The following is a 26,434-nucleotide window of genomic DNA, read 5'->3' as shown; positions in this document are numbered from 1 at the left end:
GCGCCGCGGATCGAGCCTCACCGCCCGTCGCGACCGAGGACGTCGTCGGCGGGCGCCGGGTCGGCGATCCCGAGCGTCGCCGCCGCCCGCCGCCGCCGCAGGTAGAAGAAGTCGCGCGGCGCGGGCTCGGCCACGTACTCCTCCGGCTTGAACTGCACGTCGGGGATCAGCGCCGACCGCGCGCGCGGCCCCTCGCCGCCCTCGCCGCGCCCGTACAGGAGGAAGCGGGGGTAGGCGTGGTTCACGTCGAGCTCCGCCACGTCGTGCGCGCCCGCGGCCTTCATCCCCTGGGCGAGGGTGCGCGCGGTCACGGCCTCGCCGAGCCCGTAGAAGAGCAGCTTGCCGGTCGCGTCGACGCCGAGCGCCGAGCGCCGGATCACCGTCTCGCCGCTCACGGTCGCGCCCCAGTCGCGGTTCGAGTCGTAGAGCGCGTGGTGCAGCTCGCCCTGCTCGACCAGGCACGGAGGCGTCTGCCGGTAGGCGGTCATCCGGGCCTCCTCCGCGCGCAGCTCGGGCCAGGTGCGGATCCGCACCGCGCCGTCGCGGTAGAGGGCGATCGTGCACGCCCGGTCGCGCGGCGGCAGGAACGTGTCGCCGTCGAGCATCATCCCGTAGTGGCCGTGCATCGCCTTGAAGCCCCCGTTGAAGGCGGCGATGAGCTCTCCCGCGTGGCCCTCGGGGACGAGCCCGGGGCGGCGCTCGGCCGGGACGTCCGGCGAGAACGGCTCCTTCGTGCCCGCGACGAGCCGGAGGTCGACGCGCCCGAGGTCGATCGCCACCACGGCGATCGCCGCGAACACGCGCCGCGGATCGGGGTGCACGGCGCTCCGCCAGAGCACCGGGGCGTCGCCGGGCCGCACGGCGTCCGGGATCGGCGTCCAGACGCCGTCGCCCGTGGCCGCGACCTCGCGGAACGGCGGCTCGAACGGCGACGGGGACGAGATCGCCTCCGCCTCCAGGCCCTCGTCCCGCACGGCCTCCGCGGCGGCGGCGGGCGCGGGCTCCCAGAACGTCTTCGGGGGCGCGTGCCGGTAGATGGCCTGGTTCAGGCGGTCGGCGATGCCGTAGGCCACGTCCTCGGCCCACGCGACGGGCGCCGGGCCGACCACGGCCCGCGCCCCGTCGGCGAGCGCCGGGCCGAAGCCGGGGACCTCGTGGATGCCGTACCAGAGCGCCTCGACGGCGATCGCGCAGATGGCGACGCAGCGCAGCGCGCGCTCGGGCAAGCGCGGGCGGGACCGCCGCCTGCGCGGGGGCCCGCTGGCGGGAGGGGGCGAAGGCTTGTCCACGGCGGCCGAGAGGCTACCCGATCGCGCGGGCAGCCCCAAGTTCCGGGCTGCGAGCGAGCGCGGCCGGCGAGCTCCACCCGCCGGAAGCCCGGCGCGGAGCTACCTACGCCTGCCCGTGCGCCATGGTCCGGGGCCCGTCCTTGAACAGGATCTCGATCTTGCCCCGATCGATGACCTTCGCGACCACGCCGTCGCCGAACTTGCTGTGGTGGATGAGCTCACCCTCGCCGAAGGTGAGGGTGGTGCGGTACGGCTTGAACGCCCCGGAGGGCTGCCCCGCGATGGCGCGCTCCCACGCGAGCGTCTGGTCGCGCTCGGCGCGCTGGGCGGCCGTGAGGCGCTCCACGCCGCCGCCGCGCGTCGAGGCCGACGATGCGGCCCTCGGCTCGCCGCTGCTCCGCGACGCGGCGCGCGCGGCGGCGCGGCTCTCGCGCTCGCTCTTCGGCTGGCGGTAGAGGTGGTGCGACATGCAGGTCTTGCACTCGACCTTCTTCACCACGTCGCCGACCATCGCGATGATCCGATGGGTAAGATCGAGGCGGCACTTCGTGCACCAGGCGTCGACCTCGCCGCCCGTCCTAAGCTTCTTCGTCGTCACTTCTCCTCGCGGCGCCGGTCTCGCCCGGTCTCTTTGCTTCGGTCTTTGACGTTCACTTGCGCGGTCACCTCCGGCTTCGGCAGGCCCGTCCTCGGCTCGTCCTGGCCGTCGTCTCGCTTGGCCGCCTCGTTCGGGACGAAGCGGATCTCGGTCTTGATCTCGAAGGAGAGCTTCGTCAGCACCTTCGTGATCTCGTCCGCGAACTGGGTGTGCTCGAGCACGTCCCGGATCTCCTTGGCGACGACCCGGTAGAGACCGTTCTTGGTCTCGTCGATCTGGGTGTAGAGGTAGTGGAGGACCTCTTTGGGGAGCTTGAGGTCGCCCACGAAGTGCCGGAGGTTCTCGGGCCCCTCGCTCAGCTTGTCGATGCCGCTCTCGACGGCGCGCTCGACCACGCGCTTGAAGATCTCCGGGATAGCGCGCTCGAAGAGGCGCTTCTTCTCGCCTTCGCCTTCCACCTTGTCCCCTTCGTCCTCGCGGAGCGGCTCGGTGTCGTCGGCCATGGCTCGGGCTCCCCTAGCGGGACGGGGCGGCCACGTCAATGCAGGGGTTCGCGCAGGGTGCCGGCGTCGCGCCATGGTCCATGGATCTGCCGGATTTTGATGACGATGGGGAGCCTTTCGCGCGCCGCTTCGCGGGCAGGTGAGCTCGGCCTTCGCCCCGGCCGCGCGGCCGGAGGTCGTGGTGACCCGGACAGAACCTCGCCGCCCCGCGGCGGCCGCCCGCCCGCGACCGCGCGGGGCGCGCCGCCGGCTCAGAGCCCGTCGTAGGCGTCGGTCTCGTTCATCTCGTAGGGCTCGTCGGACTCCGCTCCAGCGTCGCCCTCGCGCGCTCGCTTGTAGGACTTCAGCATCCACACCTCCGCCGCGAACCGGCCGGCGCCGCGGCGGGCGCTGATCTCGACCGTGGCGTCGTCGTCCTCGAGCGGGCAGAAAGGCCGATCCGGCTGGACGATCGGCCATGCGTCCTCGGTGCCGTCGCTCGCGATCATCGCCCCGCGGCTGCTCCGCACGGCGACGTCCAGGTTGAGGATCCCGGGGCCGCCGACGGCGAACACCCGGTAGCAGGCGCCCCGGAGCGCCTGGAACTTCTCCGTCACGATCGCGCCCCCCTCGGCCACCTGCCCCTCGATCGGCTTGGGCGAGACCCGGCGCATGCCGTTCTCCGGGCCGCAGAGCAGCGACAGGCGCGTCACGTCCTTCAGCGGATTGCCGCTGATCTTGAAGTTCCCGTAGCAGCGCACCCAGGGCCCGCCGACGCGCACGGGGAGGGCCGGCAGGTCGGGATCCGCGGGCGCTCCGGCGTCGCCCTCGCCCTGTCCCGCGTCCGCGTCCGACAGCCCGCCGGCCCCGACCGTGACGGCCACGTTCGGCGGCGCTGCCGAGAGCACCACCGGCGGGCCGGGCTTGCCCTCCCAGGGGCGCGGTTCGTCGCGGCAACCCGCCGCGACGAGCCCGAGGAGCAACGCGGCGCCGAGGCGCGCGGCCCTGGAGACGACCGGGGAGGGGCAGGGGCGCCGGGACGACACCGCGGTCGGCTCTTGCGCTAGAGTCCCGCGCGATGGAAGCGTTTTCTGAGCGCGGCGAGCGGCGGCCGCGCAATCCGCACAAAGCGACGCGCGAGGCGCGCAATCCGCACCGACGGTGCAGAGGGTGGGCCTCTCGCGCGTGAGCACGAAGCCCCGGTCGCCCTCGCGCGAGGGCGCAGACCCGACATCCTCGCGCTCGCGCTCGGGCGCACGCCAGAGCCACGCTCAGGAGCGCGCCCCGCGCCGCCGCGGCTCGTCCGGTGAGCAGGGCGCGCCCCCGCCGGCGCCGCCGGATCCGAGCGAGCGCGATCGGGAGATCGCCGCCGCCCTCGGGGTCTGGTTCGATCGCGTCGCGCGCGACCTGCCGTGGCGGAGGACGCGCGACCCCTACGCGATCTGGCTAAGCGAGGTGATGCTCCAGCAGACGCGCGTCGAGACGGTGATCCCGTACTACGAGCGCTTCCTCGCCCGCTATCCGACGGTCTCCGCCCTCGCCTCCGCCGAGATCGACGACGTGCTCTCGCTGTGGAGCGGCCTCGGCTACTACCGCCGCGCCCGCGTGCTCCACCTCGCCGCGCGCGAGATCACGGAGCGCCACGACGGCGCGCTCCCCCGCGACGTCCCGGCGCTCCTCGCCCTGCCCGGCGTCGGCGCGTACACCGCGGGCGCGATCGCGAGCATCGCGTACGATCAGCCGGTGCCGCTCGTCGACGGCAACGTCGCCCGGGTGCTCTCCCGCATCGAGGGCATCGACGACGAGATCCGCAGCACCTCGGGCACGCGCAAGCTCTGGTCGGCCGCGGAACGCCTCGTGCGGGCCGCCGCGGGCAGCGTTCATCCGGGACGCTTCAACCAGGCCCTCATGGAGCTCGGCGCGACCGTGTGCGCGCCCCGCAACCCCCGCTGCGAGGCCTGTCCCGTCGACGGCGCGTGCGCCGCGCGCGCCGAGGGACGGCAGGCGGAGCTGCCGGTGATCGCCCCGAAGCGCGACGTCCCGGCGGTCGCGATGGTCGCCGCGGTGGTGCGGTCGGGCGACCGCGTGCTCTTCGTCCGCCGCGCCGAGGGAGGTCTCTTCGGCGGGCTCTGGGAGCCGCCCATGGTCGAGGCGCGCGCGCTCGCGGACGCCCGAGCCCTCCTCGAACAGGTCGGCGTCGCGCCTGACGCGCCGCTCCGCGAGGTCGGCCGCGTGCGCCACATCCTCACGCACCGGCGGCTCGACGTGACGGTCGCGCGCGCCGAGGTGGCGGCCCCGTGGCGATGCCGGGCAAAGCTTGCCGCCCCCTACGAGAAGGCGGCGTGGCTCGATCCGGGCGCGATGGAGTACGGTGTTTCCAAACTCGCGCGAAAGGTCCTGTCCGCGGCCTCGGCGCCGGACGAAGGGAGCGCGCGCGGGACGCGCTGAACGCGCGCGGCCGGGCGGCCCGGCGCGCGCCGCGGCCTCGGAGAGGCCGGAGGCGGCTCGAAATCTCGTCCTGGCGGTCCTCCGGGGAGCGTCGCTCCGCTGCGGGCGGGGCGCGGCGCCGCTTGCGGGCGAGCTGCTGCGGCAGAGCGCCGCGGGCGGGGGCGAAACCCATATGTCGTCGCGGGACGTCGCCGGCTTCGACGCTGCACCGCGAGCGCGGTGGCATGGAAGGCGCTTGGTGGGAGGGCGGGCAGGCCCTCTAGCCTCGCGGCGCCGGCGGTGGCCGGAGCTCGTTTCAAGCCTGGGAGCTCAAGCAACATGGATGCGCGACGACGGACCACAGAGACGCTGCTCACGCCGAGCGCACCTGCGCGATCCATGACCGTGATGGCGGACGACGGAGCGCTGTACGTGCTGCCGCTGTGCGAGCGGATCGTGCTCGATGTGCTGGCCTACGAGGACGAGGGCCTCTTGGCGTTCATCCGCATCGACGGCGAGGTGGTGGCGGAGCTGCCCGTGCTCGGCCAGGCGTGATCGGGCCGGTCCCGCTCGCGCGACGGGCGGCGCGGCGCGCCGCCTCGACGCGCCGCCGCTCAGCCCACGTTCCGTCGCATCCGCTGGGTCACGGGTTGCTCGTCGTCTTCGTCGGCGTCCGGCTCCACGGACTCGACCTCCTCGTCTTCCAGGAGATAGGGCAGATCGCCGTCGTCGTCGTCGTGCGACATCACGACGTCGCTGATGTCCTGCCCCCTCGTCGCTCCCTCGAGGAACTCCGCCCCGAGATCGCTCGCCAGATCCGCGGCGGCGTCGGCGGCGTCGGGGTTCACCTCGAACTCGGTGCAGCCCGCGTCGTTCGGGTGGTGGTGGTAGCCGCGGACCTCGTCGTCGAGCGTCGGGACCACGTCGCTGAGCTCGCTGCGCGGGCTCACCTTGCCGCGCAGCGGGGGCGCCGCTGCGGCGTCGATCACGTCGGCGAACGGCTCGTCCAGCTCGGTCGCGCCGGCCCATCGCGCGGCGGCCACGGGGGCCCGCGGCGGCTTGCGCGGCCTTCCCTGCTCGCTGCGATCTTCTCGTTCTCGGCGCTGCGTCACGCTCGCGCGCGGCGCGCGTAGCGCCGGTGAAGGTGCGGCGGTGCTCTGCCTGCCTCGGGTGCTTGAATTGCTCACGGTGGTCTCGCCATGCAGGGTCCGGTCCGCAGGTGAAGCGGGCGGATACGCAACGGGAGCGAGGACCGTGCCGAGGGTCGCCGCCGGCGCCGCCGCCAAGGCGCCGCGCGCGAGCTGCGCGCGGCGCTTCCGCGACGGCGCCGGCCGGGACGCAATTGAGCGTGCCAGCGAGCGCCGCCTCGGGGTAGAAGGCTCGTGGCGATGCTGGAACTCCGGACCGGGCTTGCGCTCGTGGCCGTGCTGCTCGGGGCGTCCTTCGGGCGCGTCGCCGCGGCCCAGCCTGCCCCCGGCCGCGGCGGCGAGGCGGCCGCGGAGGCGCCGCGCGGCGAGGAGGGCGGCGGCGCCGAGCTCGAGGCGTACCGCGCGCTCGCGCGGCCGCCGGGAACGGCGGCGCGCGTCGTGTCGTCCCTCGCGATGGGGACGGGGCTCCGGTTCAACAACCCGTACCGCCTGCAGACGCAGCTCGGCGACACGGCGGAGTCGCTCTCGCTCACCGCGGGGTACCTCGATCTCGGGGTCGCCCTGGCGCTGGGGCCGGCCGACGGCGTCCAGCACGGCGGCGCGCTGCGCCTCTCGATCGCGCTGAGCGGCGTCCCGCAGGAGTCGCTCACGCCGAGCTACTTCGTCGCCTACCGCGGCCTCACCCGCGCGCTCGCGTACGGTCGGCTCGGCGCGGCGATCCTGATCGAGCCCGACGTGAACGTCGGCGGCGAGCTCGCGGTGGGGCTCGGGTACTACCTCCTCGCGGGCGTCGCGCTCTCGGGCGAGCTCGTCGGGGATCTCTTCTACGGCGCCGCGACCTACGAGGCGGCGTACACCGTCTACCCCGTCGTCTCGGCGCAGCTCGGGCTCATGATCGACCACGAGCTTTTGCCATGAGGTCGCCGGGGCGCGAGCGGCGCAGCGGGCGCCTCCGGGCGAACGAGGTCGCGGGGGTCGCGGCGCTCTTGCTCCTCGCGGGCATCGGGCCGGTCGTGGGCGACATCGGCAGCTGCGGGCAGGCGCCGGAGGAGCTCGATCCGCACAAGTTCTTCGCGCTGAAGGCGCAGATCGACTGCGCCCAGTGCGAGGCGTGCGGCCTGCGCACGCGCGCCTGCGCCGCCGCTTGCGGCTTCGACGCCGCGCCGGAGCTCCCGATCGGCTGCTACCCGCTGGTCCACGACGGCGAGGTGTGCCTGCACAAGCTCCAGACGGCGAGCTGCGACGCGTACCGCGAGCACATGGCGGACGAGGGCGCCTCCATCCCGACGGAGTGCAATTTCTGCCCACTGGAGGAGGCCCCGTGAGCGGGCGCGTCGCAGCCGCCCCCGGCCTCCGCCTCGCGCGGGCCGCCCGGGCGCTCTCGTGCGCCGCGGCGCTCTCGGCCCTGTCCGGGTGCGCCTCGAGGCCGGCGCTCCTCGCGAGCCACGACGACTACGCGGCGTACCGGGCGACGCGCGTGTCGAGGACCCTCGAGGGGCGGCTCGCGGCGGCGTCGGCTTACCTCGCGCGCCATCCAGAGGGGGCGTTCGCCGTCGAGGTGCGCGCGTACCTCGCGCGGGCCGAGCCGATCTACTACGCCGCGAAGCGCGGGACGGCCGCGGGGCTCGCGACGTACCTGGCCACGCTGCCGAGGGGCGCGTTCCGCGAGGACGCGACCCGCCGGCTGCGCGCGCTCGTCCAGGAGCGCAGCGCCGGCGATCTGCTCTCGCGCGCGGCCCGCGAGACCGACGCGCAGCTCTCGCGGCAGCGGGCGGAGCGCGCGCGGATCCGCGAGGAGCTCGCCGCGTGGCTGCGCCGCTTCCTCGGCAGGGAGGCCTGGGGGCGCCCGCTCGCGGAGGCGCCCGCCGAGGTGATCGTCCCGTTCAGCCTGACGCTGCCGGCGCCCCGGTGCGCGCCCGCCGGCGAGCGCGCGGCCCCGGGCGCGGCCGTGTGCGCGAAGCGGATCGCGCTCCCGTTCGTCGTGAACGCCGGGGGCGAGAGCGCGCCGCGGCAGGCGGAGATCGAGATCTCCGTCCTGGAGGACGCGGCGGGCCGTCCGATCGAGGTCGCGATCCGGGGGCCTGACCTCTTCACGCGGCTCGAGGAGGCGCGCTCGGCGCGCGAGGTCGCCCCGGACGACCCGGAGGGCCGCATCGGGGGGATCGCCCTGGCGGTCGAGCTCGCGCGCGGCGCCTTCGCGGCGCGCGTCTCCGGCGATCCGTCGTGCGGCCGCCAGGTGGAGGCGCCCGTCGTGCTGCACCTCGAGTGCGAGGGGGCCCGCCTCGTGGCGCGGGCCGCGAGCGAGGCGGGCGAGGACGACGCCGTGACGATCACCGTCGCCCCCGCCGCGCGCTAGACCGCCGCTCGTTAGAAGACCGCCGCGCCAGCGCTAGCGAGACCGCGGCGCCAGCGCTAGCACGGCTTGTTCTTCTTCTTCCCCTTGAGCTTCGCCGTGTTCTTCGGGCAGACGTCCTTGATGGCCGCGGAGCGCTGCTTGTAGATCGCCTTCATCGCCTCGAAGACGGCCGCCTGCTCGCGCCTGATGTCCTTCGTCTCCCCAGGATCCGCGACGACGTCGTAGAGCTCGAACGCGTCGTCGTCGCCGAAGGCGATGAGCTTGTGCCGCCCGCTGATGAGCGCCCTGCGCCGGTCGTTGTCGCTCGTGCGCGGCAGATCGACGATGACGTCGCGCGCCTCCGCGCTCGCGCCGTAGAGCTCGGGCACGAGGCTCTTGCCCGGGAACGACGGCTCCGGCGGGGCGCCGATCATGTCCAGGATCGTGGGCGCGAGATCGATGGAGCTGCGCGGCACGTCGATCCGGCGCGGGGTGATCCCGCCGGGCGCCTGGATCATCAGCGGCACGTGGGCGAGCACGTCCCACACCTCGAAGCCGTGGCGGTACATCTTGTGCTCGCCGAACGCCTCGCCGTGGTCCGCGGTGATGATGATCGCCGTGTCCTTCCCCCACGGCTGCTGCGCGACGAAATCGAGCAGCTTGCCCACGTGCATGTCGGTGAACTTGACCTCCCCGTCGTACTTGTCGCGGGCGCGCTTGCCGAACGGCTCGATCCCCTCGTGCGTCATGTACACGTCGTGCGGATCGAGGAAGTGGAAGTACGCGAAGAAGGTGCCCGAGGTGTTCGCCTTGTCGGAGAGCATCTTGATCGCGAGCTCCAGGTGCCCGGGGCTCGTCACGTTCCGGTCGGTCGTGTTGTCGGCCGAGAGCCCCGGCACGATCTCGTACACGTCGAAGCCCTGCCGGAAGCCCGCCTTCTGGTCGAAGTAGAAGTGCGCGTGCGCGCTCATCGTCCGCACCCCGGCCTTCTGCAGGAGCTCCGGGAACATGAGGACGCTGTCGGGGTAGTTGCCGAAGAAATAGCCGCTGCGCTCGACCTCGCTCGGGTAGCGGCCGGCGAGGAAGCCGCCGACGCTCATCGAGGTGTACGACGAGATCGCGTAGTGGCGCGTGTAGCTGACCGCCTTCTTCTCGAACGCCGTCAGCCGGGGCGCGATGTCGCGCTCGTAGCCGTTCCACGGCATGTCCGCGCGCAGGCTGTCGATCGAGATCACGAGCACGTTCATCTTCGGGCGCTGCGCCCCCGGCGACCCCGCGGCGCCGCCCTCCTTGCCCGCGGCGGCGCTCCCGTCGGCCGGCGCGGCGCTCTCCCCCGCGGCGGCCTGCGAGCCGGCCGCCGCGGCCTGCGAGCCGGCCGCCGCGGGATCTTGCCGCGCCGTGGGCTCCGGTGTGCGCGCGGGCGGGGGATGGCCGTCGCCCTCGCGGGAGCAGCCCGCTCCGGCGCTGACGAGCGCGAGCGCGAGCGCCGCCGCGAGGCGCCGGCGGGCCAGGCGCGAGGGCGCCGGGCAGGAGGGCGCCGGGCAGGAGGGCGCCGGTTGTCCTTCCGGTGCCCAGGCTCTCGTACGTGAAGCGACCGTGTGCATGGTGGCCGTCTTACTCCGACTTGCGCCGCTCCGCCAAAGCCGCACACCGCGGGCGAGTTCCGGTATGCTCTCCGCTCATGGCCCCGGCCCCTCGGAACCCGCCGCCGCTGCCGCCTTCGGGCCGACCGCAACCTGGGGCCAGGCCAGCGGAGAGGTCGTCGCCCGACCCGCCGAGGTCGCTCCCGCCCGACGCGCCGCGGCGCGTGGGCGAGCATGTCAGCCAGGCGCTCAAGGATCACATCACCGAGATGGCGCTCGGCCTGCTCGAGGAGCAGATGCAGGCCCGCATCGTCCACTACCGCGCCGATCTCGAGACCAACCCCGAGCTCGACGCGGTCACCGCGCAGGTCGTCGCCCAGCTGAAGGTGATCCAGGCCTCCGCCGGCGCGGGCGAGCGCGGGGCGAAGAACCGCGACGCGATCCGCGACGCGCACGAGCGGACCCTCCGCGCCCTGCTCGAGCGGGTCATCCGCGAGGACGGGACCTCGCTGCTCGTCGAGCGGCGGCTCAAGAAGATCCACAAGAACCTCGCCCGCCTGTTCTTCCAGTCCGAGCTCCACGAGAAGACGCGGGGCCGCGACGGCGCGCCGAAGGTGATCCACCACGGCGAGCAGGCGCTGTTCTACGTGCTCACCCGCTACAAGAACCGGATCGAGGCCGAGCTCGAGGGCTTCGAGTTCGCCTCCGAGGAGGCGCGGGAGCAGTCGTTCGAGCTGCTCGCGAAGCTCACGAAGGACATGCAGGACGCCTTCCTGTCGCGCCGGTCGAGCGAGCTCCGGCGCATCGTCTCGGTGGTGCATGTCGTGCTCGTCGACTTCTTCGGCGAGCGGCTCGCCCCGAGCCTCGGCGAGGTCGCCGCGAAGGTCGTGCGGGACGCGCGCACGTACGAGGGCAGGGCGTTCGCGTACAAGGTGACGAGCGAGGCCTTCCCACGCTTCCGCGCGGCGTTCGAGCGGACCCTCATGGTGATGCTCGTCGGCTTCGCCGAGGACGAGCTGGTCGCGCAGCTCGCGGACACGGCGGGCTCCGAGCGCGACGAGACGATCCTCTTCATCACCGATCCCCACCTCTTCAGCATGATCTGCGGCGAGGTCTGCGAGGGGCTCTACGAGTTCCTCTGCAACGAGGGCTTTCTCGACCTGCCGCCCGACTGGCGCCGCGCCTCGACGGCGCCCTCCGACAGCTGACCCAAGAAAACCCACGGACATCATGAGACGGTACGACGTCGCGCGAGCGGGCTCCGGCCTGCTCCTCGCTCTCTCTCTGCTCGCCGGCTGCGCGCGGGGCCCCGACGTGGACGCCTCGGGGCTCGCGCTGCGGCGCGTGGTCATCTACAGGAACGGCGTCGCGTACTTCGAGCGCCGGGGGCTCATCGACGCCGATCAGGTGACCTTCCGCGTGCGCAAGGAGAAGGTCGGCGACTTCCTCGCGACGCTCGCGGTCATCGAGGCCGGCGGCAGCAGCGTCCGGAGCGCGTCGTTCCCGGTCGAGGTCGACGACGGCTCGGGCGAGGGCGACGCGCCGGAGGAGCCCGGGCCCGAGGTGACGACGGCGTCGCCGCCGCCCAAGGACAAGGGCGCGGCGGCGGCGGGGAAGAAGCGGGACGAGCTCGAGAAGGTGAAGCTCACGCTCGACGGGCGAGAGCACGACCTCGTGGTCGGCTACGTGGCCGAGACGCCGGTGTGGCGCCCGTCCTACCGGCTCGTGATGGGCGCGGCCGGGGCCCAGGCCGCGGCGTCGAAGCAGGCGCACCTCCAGGCGTGGGGCATCGTGCAGAACCTCTCGGGCGAGGACTGGAAGGGCGTGAAGCTGTCGCTCGTGGCGGGCGCGCCGCTCGCCTTCCAGGCGACGCTCGACCAGGCGGCGATCCCGCCGCGCCCGATCGTCAGCGATCAGGGCGAGGTGATCGCGTCCGTGCCGACGAGCGAGACCACGCTGGCGGCCGAGGCCGCGCCGCCGCCGCCGCCGCCCATGCCCGCCCCGGAGGCGGCGCCGGCCGTGCCGCCGGCGGCGGCAGGCGCGGATGAAGGCCACGGGTACGCGTTCGAGGCCGAGGAGGGCGCCGAAGCCAGCAGGGCGGCGATGAGGGAGCGGCTCGAGGTCGCCAAGGCGCCCGCGAAGCCGGCGGCGAAGCGGGCCGTCGGCGGCGCGGCCGTCGGCGCGCCTGGCGCCGCTGCCCCGCGGCGGGGCGGGGCGGTGTTCGCCGACGATCCGCTGGCCGCGGACAACAAGGCGATGATGAACCCGTCGCCGCCGCGCAACATGAGCGCCCTCGCCGCGGTCGCGATGGAGGCGGGCACGACGCGCTACGACATCCCGTTCCCGGTCGACATCCCCGACCGGAGCGCGACGATGGTCCTGCTCCTCGCGAAGCAGGTGCCCGGCGAGTCGATCTTCCTGTTCGCGCCCGACGGCGGCGTGCCCGCGTCGAGCTCGCACCCGTTCCGCGTGGCGCGCTTCACGAACGACACGAAGGGGCTCCTGGAGCGCGGCCCCATCGCGGTCTTCGAGAACGGCGCGTTCCTCGGCCAGGGCATGGTCGAGCCGCTGCCGCCGGGCGCCACGACGACGGTGCCGTTCGCGCTGGAGCGGGGCCTCGCCGTCGACACGGCGCGCGAGGAGACCGCCGAGGGCGCGCGCCTCGCGAAGATCGAGGGCGGCGCGCTCGAGATCGAGCGCGATTGGGTGACGCACACCAAGTACGCCGTCCGCAACGGCGGCGAGCTCGCGGCGCGGACGCTCGTGAAGCACCCCCGCCTGCACGGCACGCGCCTGCACGCGCCGCCGAAGGGCACGGAGGACAACGTCGGCACGGGCAGCGCGCTCGTGCCGGTCGACGTGCCGCGGCGGGGGACGGCGGTGCTCGACGTGGACGAGCGGCGGACCTTCCGGCAGCAGATCGACTGGCTCAGCCAGCTCGCCGACGACGCGGTGCAGGCCTACCTCAAGGACCCGCGCGCCGACGCGGCCGTGGCGAAGCAGCTCGGCCAGGCCTGGGAGGTCCGGGGCAAGCTGCGCCCGGCGATCGACGAGCGCGACAGGCTGATCGCGGAGCAGCAGCGCCTCGAGCAGCAGAGCCACGAGCTCCGCCAGAACCTCAGGGCGATCGAGAAGAACAAGACCGCCGACGAGCTCCGCCGCGACCTCACCGACCGGCTCGCCAAGGCGTCGGCGCGCCTCGACGAGATCACGAAGCGCGTCATCGTGCTCGAGATGCAGATCAACGAGCAGCAGATCCGCTTCCGCGATCTCACGAACGAGATCAAGCTCCTCGCCCCGCTCGCCCCCGTGCGCGCGACCCCCTGAGCGCAGCGCTCCCGGTCCTCTGCGGGGGATGCCTCGCTTCCCCCGGCTCCGGCGCGGGGCGGCCCGCATCCCCCGGGGCTCGGCGGGGGGTGCGCGCACCCCGCCGCGCCCCGCCGCGCCGGCCGCGCGCTCGCCCGCTACCGCGCCGGTTTGCTCGCGCTGGGCGGCTGCCGCACGGTGCCTGCGTGGGTCCAGCTCCGCTCCATGCCGGTCGCGAGCCAGGCCACCTCGACGCGCTCGCTCCCGAAGACGGCCGCGACGCGGTCGCCCCACTGCGCGGGGGCGGGGAGCTCCACGCTCTTCTGCTCCTTGATGCTGCCGAGCGCCTCCGCGCCGACGAGGAACGTGGCGATCCCCTCGCTCGCGAACGCCGACACCGCGGTGCTCGGCACGAACGGCGCGACCACCGCGCGCACCGTCGACAGGTCGGTCGCGCGCTCCGCGACCGCGCGCACCTCGTCGAGCGTCGACAGCACGAGCGCCACCCCGCCCACCGCCTTTCCCTCGGCAGGCGCGGCTTGCGCCTTGTCGTCTTCGACGACCGGCGCGACGGGCGCGGCGGGCGCGGCCGGCTCGGCCGGCGCGGCGGCCTTGCGCCCGCGCGCCCCGACCGCCGCGCGCCCGTTCCCCTTCGGCACGCCCGCGAGCACGTCGAGCGTCAGCGGCCCCTTCCAGGGCACGGCCGCGGGCGCCGGCGGCGGCTTCTTCGTGCTCACCTGCTCGCCCTTCTTGTCGCGGAGGATCAGCACGTCGTCGGTCGGCAGCGCCCGCGGCACGGTTACCCGCACCGGCCGCTTGAACGACCGCGGATCGCCGACCGAGCCCGTGGCCACGGCGTAGGCGAGCGTCTCGGCCGAGGCCACGACGAACGACGGCGCCCCGGCGATGCGCGGCTCCGGATCGGCGGTGCGCAGCGACAGGCCGCCGGGCGGCGGCGGGTAGATCTCCGAGGTGACGACGCGCCGGTCCGGCTCGACGATGCGCGCGCCCGTCGCGACGAGGTCGACCAGCGCGCCCGACTGCGCGAGCACCTCGAGCACCTGGCGCGACGGCGGCGCGACCAGCAGATCGAGCCGCGACGGGACGCGCTTCGACTTGAGCAGCAGCGCCGCCGCGAGCATGTCGCGCAACGTCACGCCGGAGTCGCCCCCGAGGACGACCTGCGCCACCGGCTTGCCGGCGAGATCGCGGACCGGCCGCACCACGCCCTCCTCGTCCATGAGCAGCGGGTCGACCGTGCCGAGGTCGATCGAGACGACCTCCTCGCACGGCGCGCCCGGGTCCGGCACGAGCGCGCGGTGGGCCTTCGACCTGCGCTGATCGCGGAGGAAGACCTCCGTCTTCTCGTCGCTCACGAACAGCGCCGCCGCCGCGCCCACCTGCGGCGCGATCCCGCAGAGCACCGCGCGGTCGCCCACCGAGAGGAGCCGCGCGCTCGGCCCGGCGAACTCGAGGATCACCGGCGCGTGGTGCTCGCCCTCGATGCGCCGGACGACCTCGTCGAGGTTCCTGCGGAGCAGCTCGAGCGCGACGTCCCTCGCGCACACGAAGGGCCGCACCCGGCCCGATAGGTGGATCTGCACGCTCCGCGGCGGCCGGAGCCAGGCCGAGCCCGTGGCGAGCGCCTGCCCGAGCTGGCTCGGCGACACGACGAGCGACAGCATGCCGATGCCGCCGACCGTCGCGAGGCGCGGGTCGTCGGTGAGCGCGAGCCGCGCCGGCGCGGCGAAGCGCTCGAGGTGCACGGGCGCGGGGAAGCCGATGCCCGGCCGCGCGATCGGGATGTTGTAGGTCGGGAACTCGGGCGACACCGAGTGCGGGCTCCCCTCGTCGATGTCCGCGAGCGAGCTCGCGTCGGCCACGCAGGTGCCGTCGTAGGCGACGGCGACCTCGACCGGCGTCTTCTTCATGCCCGTGGCGATGGCCTCGGCCAGCGCGCGCGACGGCGCCCTGGAGAGGATCACCTGGTCGACCTTGACCTGGACGAGATCACCGCGCAGCTGAGGATCCGTCGCCCGCCCGGCGAGGATCTTCTGGGGCATCGTGCGGGGGGGATCCCCGGCTCGCGCACGCATAGATGTTGGGCCGTCCTTGTTTTTCTTGATGAGCTGGCGGGTGCGGCGCAGGGCCGCGCCCGGCCACGTTTGACATCGTCCCGCCGGCGAGATGCGCCGGCGGGATCCGCCCGCGGCCTTGCCGCGAGGCGAAAGAACGGCCGCACGTTAGCCGCTCGCCGGGACAAGGGTCAAGGCGTGCTTTGGAGCGGGGCCCCTGGGGCGGGAATCGCCCGGCTGGGACCAGGATGCAAGAGGCAAAGCGCGCTCGCCGCTCAACGCGAACGCCGCGCTTCGCCGCGCTGCCGGGCAGACGGCGCGAGCTTTCGCGGTGTTACGTGCCGCCGCGCCGCCGCGGGATCGCCGCCCCGCGCGCCCGTCTGCTGCCGCGGGCGGCCGGCGCGAGGCGCCCGGCGCGCGCGGCCAGGCCAGGCCAGCCAGACCGGCCAGCCGTGCCGGCCGACGGGGGGCGCGCGCGGGCGCCCGGCCTTGGCCCGGACGCGCGCCGGACGCGCGCCGGTTCGTTTGTTTTCCCGATCGTGCCGCGCTTGGGTAGTCTCCCCCCATGTTCCAGGCCGTGCTGAAGGAAGTCGTAGAGAACACCGAGGGCGGCATCGCGACCCTTCTCATGGATTTCGAGGGGATCGCGGTCGACAGCTACTCCAAGCCGGGGGCCGCGTTCGACATCACCACCATCGGCGCGGAGTTCAGCGTCGTGCTCAAGTCGATCCAGCGCGCCGCCGAGATGCTCGACGCGGGCAACGCCGCCGAGATCGCGATCCAGGCGGAGAAGGTCACCACGCTGATCCGCGTCGTGAACAACTCGTACTTCGTGGCCTTCTCGATGACGCCCGACGCGAACATCGGCAAGGCCCGCTATCTCCTGCGCACCAAGGTGCCCGTGCTGCTGAAGGAGCTCGCCTGAGCGGCTTCAGGATCTCGGTCATCTCGGGGCCGAACCTCGATCGTCTGGGCAAGCGCGAGCCAGCGATCTACGGCACGGCCACGCTGGATGACATCCACCGCGCCGTCGAGGAGGCCGCACAGGCCCACGGCGCCTCGGTGTCGTGCATGCAGTCGAACTGCGAGGGGGAGCTCGTGACCGCGATCAGCCACGCCGGCGATCGCGGCTTCCACGGCATCCTCCTCAACGCCGGCGCGTACACGCACACCTCCATCGCGCTCTACGACGCGATCCGCGCGGGCGCGCTCCCGACCGTCGAGGTGCACATCTCCAACCCGGACGCTCGCGAGCCGTTTCGTCGCCGCTCCCGCATCGCGCCCGCGTGCATGGCGCGCGTCGCGGGCTTCGGTCCGAGCTCGTACGTCCTCGGGCTGCTCGGGCTGCTCGGGCACCTGGAGAAGCTGCGACCGGACGAAAGAGGTTGAACATGCGCCGTCACTCTGGTTGAAAGGCGGCAAACATCGATGGCCGAACGTCCTTCCATGAACATCAACCTCAAGCAGTTGCGGGCGCTGGTGCGCCTCCTCGAGAAGCGCAACGTGAGCGACTTCGAGTTCGAGGACGAACACGTTCGCATCCGGCTCACGCGCGGGGGCTTCGTGCCGCAGGGAGGGGCGCCGCAGCTCGCGCCCGTCGCCTACCAGCTCCAGAGCGCGCCGGCCGCGGCCGCGCCCGCTCCGGCGGCCGCGCCTGCGCCTGCTGCGGCGGCCGCGCCGGCGGCGCCGCCGGCGCCCGCCGCGGCGAGCGACGACAGGAGCTCGACCGTCACCTCGCCGTTCGTCGGCACGTTCTACCGCTCGCCGTCTCCTGACGCGCCGCCCTTCGTCGAGGTCGGCAGCCCGATCCGCGAGGGGCAGGCGCTCTGCATCATCGAGGCGATGAAGCTGATGAACGAGATCGAGGCGGACTGCTCCGGCACGATCGTCGAGATCCTCGCCGAGAACGGCAAGCCGGTCGAGTTCGGGCAGCCTCTCTTCAAGGTGCGGCGCAGCTAGCGCTGCGCGGGCGAGGGTGCCGTGTTCCAGAAGATCCTGATTGCCAATCGCGGCGAGATCGCGATGCGCGTCATCCGCGCCTGCCGCTTGCTCGGCATCCGCTCGGTCGCGATCCACTCCGAGGCCGACGCCGCGGCGCTGCACGTCCGGTTCGCGGACGAGGCCGTGTGCGTCGGCCCCGCCGACGCGTCGAAGAGCTACCTCAACATCCCGCAGATCATCGCGGCCGCCGAGGTCACCGGCGCCGACGCGATCCACCCGGGCTACGGGTTCCTCTCGGAGAACGCGAAGTTCGCCGAGGTCTGCAAGAAGTGCCGGCTCACGTTCATCGGGCCGAGCGCGGAGGCGATGCGGACCTGGGGCGACAAGGTGTCGGCGCGCGCGGTCGCCAAGCGCTTCGGCATCCCGATGCTGAGCGGCACCGGTGTGCTCAAGAGCGCGGCGGACGCGGCGGAGCAGGCCGACCGCGTCGGCTACCCGGTGATCCTGAAGGCCTCCGGGGGCGGCGGCGGCCGCGGGATGCGCATCGTCCGCCACGCCGGCGAGGTGCAGCGCTCGTTCGAGATCGCGACGCAGGAGGCCCTGACCGGCTTCAAGAACCCGGACGTGTACCTCGAGCGCTACGTCGAGGCGCCGCGCCACATCGAGTTCCAGGTGCTCGCGGATCAGCACGGGGGCGTGTGGACGCTCGGCGAGCGCGAGTGCTCGCTCCAGCGCCGGCACCAGAAGGTGATGGAGGAGTCGCCGAGCCCCGCGATGGACAACGAGAAGCGCACCCGGATGGGCGACATCATCCGGGCCGCGATCCTCGAGACCGGCTACACCGGCCTCGGCACGCTCGAGTTCCTGATGGATGAGCGCGGCGAGCTCTACTTCATGGAGATGAACACCCGCGTGCAGGTCGAGCACCCGGTCACCGAGATGGTGACCGGCGTCGATCTTGTCGCGCAGCAGATCCTCGCCGCCGCCGGCGAGCGCCTCTCGCTGCCGGACACGCGCCCCTGGAGCTTCCGCGGCCACGCCATCGAGTGCCGGGTCAACGCCGAGGATCCGCGCTCGTTCGTGCCGTGGCCGGGGCTCATCACCGAGTACCACTCGCCCGGCGGCGTCGGGATCCGCGTCGACTCCGGCGTGTACGGCGGCTTCCGCGTCCCGAGCTCCTACGACTCGCTGGTCGCCAAGGTGATCGCGCACGGCGCGAACCGGGCCGAGGCGATCGCGCGGCTCCGGTGCGCGCTCGACGAGTTCATCATCGGCGGCATCCGCACGAACATCCCGCTGCACCAGGCGCTGCTGCGCGATCCCGACGTCATCGCGGGCAACATCTCGACCCACACGATCGAGCGCGTCGTCTCGCAGGGCTTCTGATCGCGGCGCTCCCGCCGCGCGGCGCCGCCCTGCAGACGGCCGCGACGGAGCTCCTCGCCGCGCGAGCGGGCGGCGGTCCCGGCCGTGGCGAGCGCGCCGGCGCGCAGCCGTTGCGCCCTCGCTGCGTCGGTCGCAGCTGCGGGGAGCGCGCCGGCGCGCAGCCGTTGCGCGCTCGGCGCATCGGTGGGCTCGCGGCCGCGGGGAGCTCGCCGGCGCGCAGCCGTTGCGCGCTCGCCGCGCCGGCGAGCGCGGGATGAGCTCGATGAATGTTGCCTGAGCGACAGGTCGGAGGTACGGCCCGGTGCTACTTTACGTCGCTCTCGAGATCGGGTGCGCGCGCCCCTCGCCGGTCGGGCAAACCCCTTGAAATAGAAAGCATTTGCTGCGGGTATGGAAGCGAACGCTGGCGTGCAGGCTGACTTCTCTTCGTGGGTGCAGGCCACCTCCGATGTTTCCGAGCTCGAGCTCGGAATCCCTGGTTTCGGTTACGTCGATCTCTTCGACCCTGCGAAGCTCGCCGAGCTGACGGAGCGCTTCGAGGAGTACTTCCACGCGTCGGACGAGGGCGCGTACGCGCGCTTCGACGCGTACCGGTCCGCCCTGCGCGCGGAGCAGACGGCCTCCGGGGGCGGCGGCGCGGGCCGGCCCGCGCTCACCGCGGAGCAGGTCTCCGAGGCGCTCCTCGCGGCGGCGCCGCACGTCGGCCGCTTCGTCGCCACGCTCTTCCGCGTCGAGCGGGAGACCCAGGCGCAGATCGACGCGACCCGCGAGCGGGCCGCGCTTTGGGACTTCAAGCGCGAGTTCTCGAAGAAGCGGCTGTTCAAGCCGAGCCCCGGGAAGGCGTGGCAGGGAACGCCCGTCGAGGCGGCGCACGCGGCGCGGCGGGCGCTCGTGGCCATGGGCGCGCCGGCGAGCGCGCTCGACAGCGGCTCCGCCGCGGAGGAGCTCGCGATCGCGCGCGCGACGCTCGCGCTGATCGAGGTCGACGAGATCGCGCGCAAGGCCGCCAAGGCCGGCGGCGCGAAGTGGACGGACGAGCTCCGCGGCCGCGCGGCGAAGGCGCGCGCGGCGCTGCGGGAGGACCCGGCGCTCGCCGAGCGCGTGGCGCCGGCCGTCGCCGTCGCGGGCGCGGAGCCGACCGAGGCCGAGGACGCGGCGGTCGTCGCGTTCGCGCTCGACGCCGTCGAGGCGTGGCTCGCGGCGCGCCGCGCCGACGAGCACGATCCGGCGCATCGCTGGCCGACGCTCAAGGCGCCGCGCACGCTCGACTACCAGGCGCTGGTCCAGCTGCACAGGAAGGGCGCGAGCGACGGCCCGGGCTCGGCCGAGCTCCTCGTCGGCCCGGAGCACGAGCGGCGGGCTCGCGACGGCTTCGCGCTGACCGACCGGCGCGCGGGGCCCCGCGAGGTCGAGAGCCAGGTCGACTACTGCCTGCTCTGCCACGATCGCGACAAGGACTCGTGCTCGAAGGGCCTGCGCGACAACAAGACGGGGGCGATCAAGTCGAACCCGCTCGGCGTCGAGCTCCACGGCTGCCCGCTCGACGAGAAGATCAGCGAGATGCACACGATGCGCGGGCGGGGCGAGTCGATCGCCGCGCTCGCGCTCGTCTGCATCGACAACCCGATGTGCCCCGGCACCGGTCACCGCATCTGCAACGACTGCATGAAGGCGTGCGTCTTCCAGAAGCAGGACCCGGTGGACATCCCGCAGGTCGAGACCGCGGCGCTCACGGACGTCCTGTCGCTCCCGTGGGGCCTCGAGATCTACGGGCTGCTCACGCGGTGGAACCCGCTCGACGCGCTCCGGCCGCACGCGCTCCCGTACAACGGCAAGAACGTGCTCGTCGTCGGCCTCGGCCCGGCCGGCTACACCCTGTCGCACCACCTCACGCGGCAGGGCTTCGCGTGCGTGGCGATCGACGGCCTCAAGATCGAGCCGCTGCCGGTCGAGCTCACGGGCGACGAGACGCGCCCGCCGCGGCCCGTCAGGGATTTCAAGCGGCTCTACACCGAGCTCGACGAGCGCGTCCTCCTCGGCTTCGGCGGGGTGAGCGAGTACGGGATCACGGTGCGGTGGGACAAGAACTTCCTCACCGTCCTCTACATCACGCTCGCGCGGCAGCGGCTGCTCCGGATCTACGGCGGCGTGCGGTTCGGCGGCACGATCGATCTCGACGACGCCTTCCGGCTCGGGTTCCACCACGTCGCGATCGCCGCGGGCGCGGGGCGTCCGACGATCATCCCGCTCAAGAACAACCTCGCGCGCGGCATCCGCAAGGCGTCGGACTTCCTGATGGCGCTCCAGCTGGCCGGCGCCTACAAGCGCTCGGCGCTCGCGAACCTGCAGGTGCGGCTGCCGGCGGTGGTGATCGGCGGCGGCCTGACGGCGATCGACACCGCGACGGAGCTCGCGGCCTACTACGTCGTGCAGGCCGAGAAGACGGCCGACCGGCTCGACGCGCTCATCGCCGAGCGCGGCGAGGCGTCGGTGCTCGCGATGTTCGACGAGGAGGAGCGGGAGTTCCTGGCCGAGCAGCGGCGCCACGCCGAGGAGATCCGCGACGAGCGCGCGCGCGCCGCGCGCGAGGGGCGGCCGCCGCGGTTCCAGGGCCTCATCGACGCGTGGGGCGGCGTCTCGCTGGTCTACCGCAAGCGGCTCATCGACTCGCCGGCCTACCGGCTGAACCACGAGGAGGTCGCCAAGTCGCTCGAGGAGGGGATCCGTTACGTCGAGAACCTCGCCCCGCTGGAGGCGGTGCTCGACGAGCGCGGGTGCGTCTCGTCGCTCGTCTTCGATCGCCAGGAGGTCGTCGACGGCAAGTGGCGGAGCGCGGGGCAGACGGTCTCGATCCCGGCCCGCACCGTGTGCGTGGCGGCGGGGACGAGCCCCAACGTCACCTACGAGAAGGAGCGCCCGGGCTCGTTCGCGTTCGACAAGTGGAAGCAGTTCTTCCAGCCGCACCGCGCGTACGTCGACGAGGCCGGCGCGCTCAAGGTCGAGCCGGCCAAGGCGCGCGAGGGCTTCTTCACGAGCTACAACGACGGCGAGCACGCGGTGAGCTTCTACGGCGACAACCACCCGCACTACGCGGGGAGCGTCGTGAAGGCGATGGCGAGCGCCAAGGACGCGTACCCGTCCGTCGTCGCGCTGTTCCAGCGCGACCTCGCCCGGCTCGGCGAGGAGCCGCAGGCGGCGCGCGACGCGCGGCGGCGCGACCTCTTCGCCCGCCTCGATCACGATTTCACCGCGGTGGTCGAGCGGGTCGAGCGGCTGACGCCGACGATCGTCGAGGTGGTCGTGCGCGCGCCCGCGGCGGCGCGGAAGTTCGAGCCGGGGCAGTTCTACCGGCTGCAGAACTTCGAGGTGCGCTCGCCGGTGGTCCGCGGCACGCGGCTCGCGATGGAGGGGCTCGCGCTCACGGGCGCGTGGGTCGACAAGGAGAAGGGGCTGCTGTCGCTCATCGCGCTCGAGATGGGCGCGTCCTCCCGGCTGCTCGCTGCGCTGCGCCCGGGCGAGGAGGTCGTCGTGATGGGGCCGACCGGGACGCCGACGGAGATCCCCGAGGGCGAGACCGTGCTGCTCGCCGGCGGCGGGCTCGGCAACGCCGTGCTGTTCTCGATCGCGAAGGCGCTCAAGGCGCGCGGCGACCGCGTGATCTACTTCGCCGGCTACCGGCGCGGCGAGGATCTCTTCAAGCAGGACGAGATCGAGGTGGCGACCGATCAGGTCGTCTGGTGCACCGACGGCGGCGCGGAGATCCCCCCGCGGCGCGCCACGGACCGCCATTTCCGCGGCAACATCGTGCAGGCGATGCGGGCCTACGCCGAGCGCCAGCTCGGCGGCGAGCTGGCGAGCCTCTCGGAGGTCCGGCGCATCATCGCGATCGGCTCGGACAAGATGATGAACGCGGTGCGCGAGGCGCGGCACGGCGTGCTCGCGCCGCACCTCAACCCGAAGCACGTGGGCATCGCGAGCATCAACTCGCCGATGCAGTGCATGATGAAGGAGGTCTGCGCGCAGTGCCTCCAGCGCCACGTGGATCCGGAGACGGGCAAGGAGACGGTGGTCTTCTCGTGCTTCAACCAGGATCAGCTCATCGACCACGTCGACTTCAAGAACCTCGCCGCGAGGCTCCGGGCCAACACGGTGCAGGAGAAGCTGTCGAACGCCTGGCTCGATCACATCCTGGCCGAGCGCCCCACGCTGCGGCACGTGTGACGCGGTCCCGGGCGCCCCGGCGATCCGGGGCGCCCTGAGCTGCGGCGCGCGGCGAGGCGGCTGCGCGCGCGGCGAGGCGGCGCTGGCGGCCCGGCGCACGCGGGGCGGCGCCTCGTTCGGACGGCGCGTCCGCGCGTCAACGGCTCGCGCGGCTCGCGCGGTCAGGCGCCCGCGGGCAGCTTGATCTTCGGCTCCTTCGGGTGGCGCCGGTAGAGCAAGATCGTCCGGCCGAGCGTCTGCGCCACCTCGGCGCGGAGCCGCTCGGAGAGGGTGTCGGCGACCTCGCCGAGGTCGTCCGGGCACTCGGTGCCCAGGCGAACCTTGACGAGCTCGTGTCGCTCCAGGGCGGCGTCGACGGCCGCGACGACCCCGTCCGTCAGCCCGGCCTTGCCGAGCTGCACGATCGGGTCGAGGTGATGCCCCAGCGCCCGGAGGTGGCGGCGCTGCTTTCCTGTGAGATCCAAAGCGTTCGGCCTTTCTTGCGTCGCTCGCGCGAGGCGGGCCCTTCACCGGGCCGGCCCCTCCTCGCGGGCGCGCGCTGGGTCATACCGGCCTCGCGGCCAAGGGAAAAGGGCGCGCCGTGCAGGTCCGCGCGCAGCCCGTCCGGTTGGGCGCGCTGAGCGCGCTGGATCGGATAACGGGTGTGTCTATGAAGTTAAATGTGTGCAGACAGATGCTGTGGTGTGAATGAGCGGCGGCGCGAGATCGTGCGCGGCAGATGACCGCAGCCGCAGCCGCAGCCGCTGCCGATGCCCGATGTCGATGCCGACGGCCGCATCGCGCGAGCGGGCGGGATCTCCGGCGCGCCGTCGTGCCGCTCTGGGTTTTGCTTGACGTGGCCGCGCAACAGGCATCCCCTGGATGTAGCGGCCGGCGTGTCGACGGGGTCTCGAGCGCTCGGATCGACAGCGACATGGGCTCATCGAGCGAGCGAGATGCGGCATCGGGTCAAGACGTCGAGCTCCCTCGGCGCGACGAGGTGGCGGACCCCATCGAGCTCACGGTCCACGACGAGGTGAGCCCTTGCCCATACCTCCCCGAGGTCGACGCGCGGATGCCGCTCCGCGTGCCCATCCGTCCGCTCACGCGCGCGGAGTTCGACCGGCGGCTGGTCGCGGGCAACCGCCGCCACGGCAAGCTGCTCTACCGCACGCAGTGCCCCTCGTGCCGCGCGTGCGAGCCGATCCGGATCATCGTGCGCGACTTCGTCCCCGGCCGCACCCAGCGCCGGGTGCTCCGCCGCGGCGAGCAGGTGGTCGACGTCGAGATCGGTCCGCCCGTCACCACGCGGGAGAAGGTCGCGCTCTACAACCTGCACAAGCACGGCCGCGGGCTGATGCGCGACGACGGCCCGCTCGGCGCCGCGGGCTACGAGGCGTTCCTCGTGGACAGCTGCTGCGAGACGTTCGAGATGCGCTACCGCGTCGGCGGTCGCCTCGTCGGGGTCGCCGTCGTGGATCGCGGGCAGGAGTCGCTGTCGGCGGTCTACTCGTTCTACGATCCCGAGCTCGAGCCGCTGAGCCCCGGCGTCTTCTCGATCTTGAAGCAGCTCGAGCTGTGCCGCGCCTGGGGCCTCAGGTACCTGTACCTCGGCCTCTACGTCGAGAAGTGCTCTCGGCTTGTCTACAAGGCCCAGTACCTGCCGCACGAGCGGCTCATCGACGGCCGCTGGCGGCGCTTCGAGCGGCCGGCGACCCGGGCGCCCTGACGGGAGCGCGCGGCCGTTCCGGGCGGCGCCCCGCCGCGCCCGCGCCCGCGTCGCCCTGACGGGCGCGGCGTCTGGACTTCGCGGGCCGCCCGCTTCAAGAACGCGCCCATGTGGAATCGCGCGCTCGTGTTCGCCTCCTGCGCTGTCCTCTCGGCCCTGCTCACCGTCGCCTGCGGCGAGACGCGGCCGATCGTCGATCGCGGCGACGCTGCGGGCGGCGCCGGCGGCGCTGGCTCGTCGGCGAGCGGGGAGGGCGGCGCCGGCGGCGGGCCGTCCGGTGACGGCGGTCAGGCCGGCGGCGTCGGCGGCGCGGCGGGCGGCGGCGGGGAAGGGTAGAGACCCCACGCCGCCCCGGGCCGGTTGTGTCCCCGCATCGCCGGGCCTAGACCGCTCGCGTGCACCCGCTCGCAGAGAAGGTCCTCGCCCGCGACACGCGCGCGACGGCGCGGGCCTGCCGGCTCGTCGACGATCGCGCCGGCGACTACGCCGCGATCCTGAAGGATCTCTTCCCCCACACCGGCCGCGCCTGGGTCCTCGGCGTGACCGGCAACCCGGGGGCGGGCAAGAGCACGCTCACCGACCGCCTGATCGGCGCGTTCCGGAAGCAGGATCGCCGGGTCGCCGTGGTGGCGGTCGATCCCACGAGCCCGTTCACCGGCGGCGCCATCCTCGGCGATCGCATCCGCATGCAGGCGCATTTCGGAGATCCCGACGTGTTCATCCGGTCGCTGGCGACCCGGGGCGCGCTCGGCGGGCTGTCGCGCTCGGCGGTGGACATCGCGCGGGTGCTCGACGCGTGGGGCGCCGACGTCGTGCTGGTCGAGACCGTCGGGGTCGGGCAGGACGAGCTCGAGATCACGCGCATGGCGCACACGACCCTGGTCGTCGCGGCGCCGGGCATGGGCGACGAGGTGCAGGCGATCAAGGCGGGCATCCTGGAGTGCGCCGACGTCTTCGCCGTGAACAAGGCCGATCGGGACGGGGCCGACGCCGCGGTGCGCGATCTCGAGCTCATGATCGCGCTCGGCGGCGAGGTGGCGAGGGCGTCCGGGCGGTCGCGCGGGCACAGCGCCGCGGCGCTCCACGCCCGCGCGGCCGAGGCGGCGTCGACCCCGGGCGGCGCGCCGGCCGAGGGGCCGTGGGAGCCCGCCATCGCGCGGACCGTGGCCACGCGCAACGAGGGCGTGGCGGCGCTCGTGGACCGGCTGGAGGCGCACCGGGCGTGGCTGTTCGGGACCGAGGCCGGCGCCGAGCGCCGGGAGGAGCGCCTGCGCGAGGCGATGCACGTGCAGCTCCGCGACGCGCTCACCGACGCCGCGGTCGCCGCGCTCGGGCCCGCGCTCGACGCGGCGGTGCGCGCCGTCGCGCGGCACGAGGTCGACCCCTACACGGCGTCGGAGCGGCTCGTCGACGCGTTCCGCGGCGCTGGAGCCGTCTTCCCCGGCGCCGCCGCCGCGCCGGACGACGGGCCCTGAGCCAGCGTCGAGGTCGCCGGGAAGCGGCGCGGCGACAGCGCTCCCGCAACCGGCGACCCCGCCGCCGGCACAGCCGCCCGTCCGACCGCGCCGGGCCCCGCGCGTCAGCCAGCCCGGCGGGGACTCCCGATGTCCAACGCTAGTCCACGCACCGATCCAGCGCCTCCCGCTCGTCCTTGCACGCCGTATCCCACCTGTAATCGCGGCAAATCCCGGTATCGTCCTCGCACGCGAGGAGATCGTCGTACCGGTCGAGGCAGTCGCGGCGGTCTGCGTCTACGAACCTGACATCGTAGCGATCGAGGCAATCGTTGAACTCGCGCTCGTTACAGCCCTCGCAGTCGCACTTGTCGTCGCAGATGTCGTCCTCCGGGCGGCCGCACGCGGCGGTGAAGAGGCAGGCGAGGGCGAGGGTCAGGTGCAAGGCCTTCATGGGCCAAGCTTACCTCGCGTCTTCAGC

Annotated in this window: 24 protein-coding genes; 15 read left to right on the top strand and 9 right to left on the bottom strand. The window is 73.5% G+C overall.

Annotated features, from left to right (window positions below; all coding sequences use genetic code 11):
* Positions 1-17: 17 nt before the first annotated feature.
* The 4 genes from WME83_RS23645 to WME83_RS23630 all read right to left on the bottom strand — a co-directional run bounded on the left by WME83_RS23645 (position 18) and on the right by WME83_RS23630 (position 3,415).
* The gene (locus tag WME83_RS23645; RefSeq protein WP_437321540.1) at positions 18-1,226 is read right to left on the bottom strand and encodes a phosphodiester glycosidase family protein; all 1,209 of its coding nucleotides are present in this window, start codon (positions 1,224-1,226) and stop codon (positions 18-20) included.
* A gap of 166 nt (positions 1,227-1,392) precedes the next feature.
* Complete coding sequence (locus WME83_RS23640; protein ID WP_437321539.1) at positions 1,393-1,887, bottom strand: hypothetical protein; 495 nt, start codon at positions 1,885-1,887, stop codon at positions 1,393-1,395.
* On the bottom strand, positions 1,884-2,390 hold the full coding sequence (locus tag WME83_RS23635) for a hypothetical protein (protein WP_020736653.1): 507 nt from the start codon (positions 2,388-2,390) through the stop codon (positions 1,884-1,886). The genes WME83_RS23640 and WME83_RS23635 overlap by 4 nt, the downstream gene beginning before the upstream one ends.
* A 251-nt stretch (positions 2,391-2,641) precedes the next feature.
* Positions 2,642-3,415: a hypothetical protein gene (locus WME83_RS23630; protein ID WP_437321538.1), complete on the bottom strand. Its 774-nt coding sequence runs from the start codon at positions 3,413-3,415 to the stop codon at positions 2,642-2,644.
* Positions 3,416-3,554: 139 nt separating this feature from the next.
* Here WME83_RS23630 and mutY point away from each other — a divergent pair, with 139 nt between their 5' ends.
* Positions 3,555-4,817, top strand: coding sequence for an A/G-specific adenine glycosylase (mutY, locus tag WME83_RS23625; RefSeq protein WP_437321537.1), 1,263 nt, complete (start codon positions 3,555-3,557; stop codon positions 4,815-4,817).
* A gap of 318 nt (positions 4,818-5,135) precedes the next feature.
* Positions 5,136-5,351, top strand: coding sequence for a hypothetical protein (locus WME83_RS23620; RefSeq protein WP_044986107.1), 216 nt, complete (start codon positions 5,136-5,138; stop codon positions 5,349-5,351).
* 59 nt (positions 5,352-5,410) lie between these two features.
* Here WME83_RS23620 and WME83_RS23615 read toward each other — a convergent pair whose 3' ends face one another.
* Positions 5,411-5,839 carry a hypothetical protein gene (locus tag WME83_RS23615; protein ID WP_437321536.1) on the bottom strand — a complete coding sequence of 143 codons (429 nt, stop codon included), beginning with the start codon at positions 5,837-5,839 and terminating at the stop codon, positions 5,411-5,413.
* 345 nt (positions 5,840-6,184) lie between these two features.
* Between WME83_RS23615 and WME83_RS23610 the strand changes: the two genes are divergently transcribed.
* Genes WME83_RS23610 through WME83_RS23600 form a run of 3 tightly spaced genes read left to right on the top strand, consistent with a single transcriptional unit; the run spans position 6,185 to position 8,300 of the window.
* Positions 6,185-6,862: a hypothetical protein gene (locus WME83_RS23610; protein WP_437321535.1), complete on the top strand. Its 678-nt coding sequence runs from the start codon at positions 6,185-6,187 to the stop codon at positions 6,860-6,862.
* Positions 6,859-7,269: a hypothetical protein gene (locus WME83_RS23605; protein WP_437321534.1), complete on the top strand. Its 411-nt coding sequence runs from the start codon at positions 6,859-6,861 to the stop codon at positions 7,267-7,269. Before WME83_RS23610 ends, WME83_RS23605 begins: the two co-directional genes overlap by 4 nt.
* Positions 7,266-8,300, top strand: coding sequence for a hypothetical protein (locus WME83_RS23600; protein WP_437321533.1), 1,035 nt, complete (start codon positions 7,266-7,268; stop codon positions 8,298-8,300). The genes WME83_RS23605 and WME83_RS23600 overlap by 4 nt, the downstream gene beginning before the upstream one ends.
* 56 nt (positions 8,301-8,356) lie before the next feature.
* On the opposite strand, the gene WME83_RS23595 is transcribed toward WME83_RS23600, so the two are convergent.
* Positions 8,357-9,883 carry a sulfatase gene (locus tag WME83_RS23595; RefSeq protein WP_437321532.1) on the bottom strand — a complete coding sequence of 509 codons (1,527 nt, stop codon included), beginning with the start codon at positions 9,881-9,883 and terminating at the stop codon, positions 8,357-8,359.
* Positions 9,884-10,086: 203 nt separating this feature from the next.
* On the opposite strand from WME83_RS23595, the gene WME83_RS23590 reads away from it, so the two are divergent.
* Entirely contained in the window at positions 10,087-11,070 is a 984-nt protein-coding gene (locus WME83_RS23590) for a hypothetical protein (protein WP_437321531.1), read from the top strand.
* A 22-nt stretch (positions 11,071-11,092) separates the two neighbouring features.
* Positions 11,093-13,189 (top strand): hypothetical protein, encoded by a 2,097-nt coding sequence (locus WME83_RS23585; RefSeq protein WP_437321530.1) that lies wholly within the window; start codon positions 11,093-11,095, stop codon positions 13,187-13,189.
* A 137-nt stretch (positions 13,190-13,326) separates the two neighbouring features.
* On the opposite strand, the gene WME83_RS23580 is transcribed toward WME83_RS23585, so the two are convergent.
* Positions 13,327-15,231, bottom strand: a complete 1,905-nt coding sequence (locus tag WME83_RS23580) for an aconitase family protein (protein WP_437321529.1) — start codon at positions 15,229-15,231, stop codon at positions 13,327-13,329.
* Positions 15,232-15,820: 589 nt separating this feature from the next.
* Here WME83_RS23580 and WME83_RS23575 point away from each other — a divergent pair.
* From WME83_RS23575 to WME83_RS23555, 5 genes are all read left to right on the top strand, one after another.
* Positions 15,821-16,168 carry a roadblock/LC7 domain-containing protein gene (locus WME83_RS23575; RefSeq protein ID WP_237245570.1) on the top strand — a complete coding sequence of 116 codons (348 nt, stop codon included), beginning with the start codon at positions 15,821-15,823 and terminating at the stop codon, positions 16,166-16,168.
* Complete coding sequence (locus WME83_RS23570) at positions 16,165-16,632, top strand: type II 3-dehydroquinate dehydratase (protein ID WP_437322033.1); 468 nt, start codon at positions 16,165-16,167, stop codon at positions 16,630-16,632. The genes WME83_RS23575 and WME83_RS23570 overlap by 4 nt, the downstream gene beginning before the upstream one ends.
* A 39-nt stretch (positions 16,633-16,671) precedes the next feature.
* Positions 16,672-17,202, top strand: coding sequence for an acetyl-CoA carboxylase biotin carboxyl carrier protein (gene accB / locus WME83_RS23565; RefSeq protein WP_437321528.1), 531 nt, complete (start codon positions 16,672-16,674; stop codon positions 17,200-17,202).
* Positions 17,203-17,223: 21 nt separating this feature from the next.
* Positions 17,224-18,570, top strand: coding sequence for an acetyl-CoA carboxylase biotin carboxylase subunit (accC, locus tag WME83_RS23560; protein WP_437321527.1), 1,347 nt, complete (start codon positions 17,224-17,226; stop codon positions 18,568-18,570).
* 390 nt (positions 18,571-18,960) lie between these two features.
* The gene (locus WME83_RS23555) at positions 18,961-22,791 is read left to right on the top strand and encodes an FAD-dependent oxidoreductase (RefSeq protein ID WP_437321526.1); all 3,831 of its coding nucleotides are present in this window, start codon (positions 18,961-18,963) and stop codon (positions 22,789-22,791) included.
* A gap of 161 nt (positions 22,792-22,952) precedes the next feature.
* Here WME83_RS23555 and yhbY read toward each other — a convergent pair whose 3' ends face one another.
* Positions 22,953-23,255 carry a ribosome assembly RNA-binding protein YhbY gene (gene yhbY / locus WME83_RS23550; RefSeq protein WP_020736636.1) on the bottom strand — a complete coding sequence of 101 codons (303 nt, stop codon included), beginning with the start codon at positions 23,253-23,255 and terminating at the stop codon, positions 22,953-22,955.
* A 449-nt stretch (positions 23,256-23,704) separates the two neighbouring features.
* On the opposite strand from yhbY, the gene WME83_RS23545 reads away from it, so the two are divergent.
* The 3 genes from WME83_RS23545 to meaB all read left to right on the top strand — a co-directional run bounded on the left by WME83_RS23545 (position 23,705) and on the right by meaB (position 25,974).
* Positions 23,705-24,499 carry an arginyltransferase gene (locus tag WME83_RS23545; protein WP_437321525.1) on the top strand — a complete coding sequence of 265 codons (795 nt, stop codon included), beginning with the start codon at positions 23,705-23,707 and terminating at the stop codon, positions 24,497-24,499.
* Positions 24,500-24,607: 108 nt separating this feature from the next.
* Positions 24,608-24,835: a hypothetical protein gene (locus tag WME83_RS23540; RefSeq protein ID WP_437321524.1), complete on the top strand. Its 228-nt coding sequence runs from the start codon at positions 24,608-24,610 to the stop codon at positions 24,833-24,835.
* Positions 24,836-24,894: 59 nt separating this feature from the next.
* Entirely contained in the window at positions 24,895-25,974 is a 1,080-nt protein-coding gene (gene meaB, locus WME83_RS23535; RefSeq protein WP_437321523.1) for a methylmalonyl Co-A mutase-associated GTPase MeaB, read from the top strand.
* Positions 25,975-26,113: 139 nt separating this feature from the next.
* Here the strand turns inward: meaB and WME83_RS23530 are convergent, their stop codons facing one another.
* The gene (locus tag WME83_RS23530) at positions 26,114-26,407 is read right to left on the bottom strand and encodes a hypothetical protein (protein ID WP_437321522.1); all 294 of its coding nucleotides are present in this window, start codon (positions 26,405-26,407) and stop codon (positions 26,114-26,116) included.
* Positions 26,408-26,434: the final 27 nt, after the last annotated feature.

The sequence above is a fragment of the Sorangium sp. So ce385 genome, from assembly GCF_051474135.1.
GTDB lineage: Bacteria > Myxococcota_A > Polyangia > Polyangiales > Polyangiaceae > Sorangium > Sorangium cellulosum_D.
The sequence above is the reverse complement of the archived record's forward strand: the minus strand, read 5'-3'. Positions and strand labels throughout refer to the sequence as shown.

Bases quoted from the DNA above. Each gene is read 5' to 3' on its own strand.
- WME83_RS23635 (WP_020736653.1), bottom strand. From the start codon at position 2,390: ATGGCCGACGACACCGAGCCGCTCCGCGAGGACGAAGGGGACAAGGTG.
- WME83_RS23620 (WP_044986107.1), top strand. From the start codon at position 5,136: ATGGATGCGCGACGACGGACCACAGAGACGCTGCTCACGCCGAGCGCA.
- WME83_RS23610 (WP_437321535.1), top strand. From the start codon at position 6,185: ATGCTGGAACTCCGGACCGGGCTTGCGCTCGTGGCCGTGCTGCTCGGG.
- WME83_RS23605 (WP_437321534.1), top strand. From the start codon at position 6,859: ATGAGGTCGCCGGGGCGCGAGCGGCGCAGCGGGCGCCTCCGGGCGAAC.
- WME83_RS23595 (WP_437321532.1), bottom strand. From the start codon at position 9,883: ATGCACACGGTCGCTTCACGTACGAGAGCCTGGGCACCGGAAGGACAA.
- WME83_RS23585 (WP_437321530.1), top strand. From the start codon at position 11,093: ATGAGACGGTACGACGTCGCGCGAGCGGGCTCCGGCCTGCTCCTCGCT.
- WME83_RS23580 (WP_437321529.1), bottom strand. From the start codon at position 15,231: ATGCCCCAGAAGATCCTCGCCGGGCGGGCGACGGATCCTCAGCTGCGC.
- accB (WP_437321528.1), top strand. From the start codon at position 16,672: ATGGCCGAACGTCCTTCCATGAACATCAACCTCAAGCAGTTGCGGGCG.
- WME83_RS23555 (WP_437321526.1), top strand. From the start codon at position 18,961: ATGGAAGCGAACGCTGGCGTGCAGGCTGACTTCTCTTCGTGGGTGCAG.
- WME83_RS23545 (WP_437321525.1), top strand. From the start codon at position 23,705: ATGGGCTCATCGAGCGAGCGAGATGCGGCATCGGGTCAAGACGTCGAG.
- WME83_RS23540 (WP_437321524.1), top strand. From the start codon at position 24,608: ATGTGGAATCGCGCGCTCGTGTTCGCCTCCTGCGCTGTCCTCTCGGCC.
- WME83_RS23530 (WP_437321522.1), bottom strand. From the start codon at position 26,407: ATGAAGGCCTTGCACCTGACCCTCGCCCTCGCCTGCCTCTTCACCGCC.